This is a genomic window from Pedobacter sp. 01T416_2, from assembly GCF_056398925.1.
In genome coordinates, this window is record NZ_JBFTQI010000841.1 from 1 (window position 1) to 2,402 (window position 2,402).

At 40.3% G+C, this 2,402-nt stretch carries 1 protein-coding gene and 1 pseudogene; both read left to right on the plus strand.

From position 1 onward, the window contains the following. Positions 1–343 (plus strand): annotated as a pseudogene (locus tag AC1DPQ_RS24830) (transglutaminase family protein); the annotation flags it as partial. A gap of 129 nt (positions 344–472) precedes the next feature. Beyond that, complete coding sequence (asnS, locus tag AC1DPQ_RS24835; RefSeq protein WP_477611201.1) at positions 473–1,921, plus strand: asparagine--tRNA ligase; 1,449 nt, start codon at positions 473–475, stop codon at positions 1,919–1,921. The last annotated feature ends 481 nt before the right edge of the window (positions 1,922–2,402 follow it).

Here is a 2,402-nt window from a genome sequence, read left to right on the forward strand (position 1 = left end):
TGCCTGGGCCGAGGCATATTTACCCGAGTATGGCTGGCTGGGCTTAGACCCCACCAATAACTGCATTGCCAACGAAAACCATGTGCGCCTGGCAGTAGGTCGAAATTTTACTGATTGCTCTCCTGTAAAAGGGGTTTACAAAGGTGGTTTCGAGCATATTATGGAAGTTAACGTATCAGTTGGTTATAATGATGAAGATTTTAATGATAACGAAACTTATTTTCAGCCAAAAGAAGTGAATTATACTAAACCATCTGGAACAATAACCACAGCAAGAACACAAAACAGCTATCAACAATATATGGAAGCCATCCAGCAACAACAGCAGCAACAACAACAGTAGGCTTTTGCAGTTAACAGTCCGCAATTATCAGTTAGCAAATCCCTCACGCTAAAAAACTGAAAACTGTATACTAAAAACTGCCAACTGATAAAGTTTTTTTCTAAATTTGCGCCTTTTACAAATAACAATATGATTAAGAGACAGCAAATTAAAGATTTATTAAAGTCGACAGCATTTGACACAGAAGTAACGGTTATGGGATGGGTTAGAACTTTCCGTAATAATCAGTTTATTGCATTAAATGACGGGTCTTGCATGAGCAATATCCAGGTTGTGATCGATTTTAATAATTTACCTGATGAGCTGTTAAAAAGAATAACTACCGGTGCGGCCATTTCTGCGACAGGTAAATTGATCGAATCGCTTGGTAAAGGACAAACCGTTGAGATTAAGGCAACAACCCTAGAAATCTTGGGTGATAGTGATCCTGAAAAGTTTCCATTACAACCARAAAAACACAGTTTAGAGTTTTTACGCGAGATTGCACACTTGCGTTTCCGTACCAATACTTTTAATGCTGTTTTTAAGGTTCGTCATGCTTTGGCTTTTGCCATTCACCAATTCTACAACGAACGTGGTTTCGTATACATGCACACGCCTGTAATTACCGCAAGTGATGCAGAAGGTGCCGGCGAAATGTTTAAGGTAACTACTTTAGATTTCGACAATACACCACGTACAGACGATGGTAAAGTAGATTTCTCGCAAGATTTCTTTGCCCGTGCAACCAACTTAACCGTATCGGGTCAATTAGAAGGCGAGTTAGCGGCAATGGCTTTCGGACAGATTTATACTTTCGGCCCGACTTTTAGGGCAGAAAACTCAAATACTACACGTCACCTGGCCGAATTCTGGATGATTGAGCCAGAAGTTGCATTTGCCGATTTAGAAGATAACATGCAGCTTGCAGAAGATATGATGAAGTATGTAATTAAATATGCTTTAGATAACTGCAAGGATGAATTAGAATTCTTAAACACACGTTTGGCCGAAGAGGACAAACAAAAACCGCAGAACGAGCGCAGCGAATTTAGCTTGTTAGAGAAATTGGACTTCTGCCTGGCCAACGAATTTGAGCGTTTAACCTATACGGAGGCGATCAGGATTTTAAAATCTTCTAAACCAAACCAGAAGAAACAATTTAAATACCTGATTGATGAGTGGGGTGCGGATTTACAAAGTGAGCACGAACGTTACTTAGTAGAAAAACATTTTAAAAAACCGGTAATTTTAACGGATTACCCTGCTGATATTAAATCGTTCTACATGCGCCAGAATGAACCAGATGCTGAAGGCAGACAAACTGTTGCAGCGATGGATATCTTATTCCCTGGTATTGGCGAAATGATTGGCGGATCGCAACGTGAGGAACGCTTAGACCGTTTAACTAAACGTATGGAAGATTTAAACATTCCACAGGAAGAACTTTGGTGGTATTTAGATACCCGCCGCTTTGGATCAGCTCCGCACTCGGGTTTTGGCTTAGGTTTCGAACGTTTGGTATTGTTTGTAACCGGAATGACCAACATCCGCGATGTAATTGCTTTCCCAAGATTCCCGAAAAATGCAGAATTTTAGAAGGGTTTAGGGTTTAGGGTTTAGGGTTTAGGAAAAACAAATAGCCAATTACCAAAGGAGTCAAGTTTTTAAAAACTTGACTCCTTTTTTTGCATTATTAAGACCCTGAGATAAACCCGATAACTATCGGGTCAGGGTGACGATCGAGGGAACGAATCCGTCATACTGAACTTGTTTCAGTATCTATCATGCTAGCTTGTTATTATTTAAGACCCTGAAATAAATTCAGGGTGACGGATCTAGGGGACAAATCCCGTCATACTGAACTTGTTTCAGTATCTATCATGCTAGCTTGTTATCATTAAGCCCCTGAAATGAATGCAGGGTGACGATCGAGGGAACAAATCCCGTCATACTGAACTTGTTTCAGTATCTATCATGCTAGCTTGTTATCATTAAGCCCCTGAAATGAATTCAGGGTGACGGATCTAGGGGACAAATCCCGTCATACTGAACTTGTTTCAGTATCTATCATGCTAGC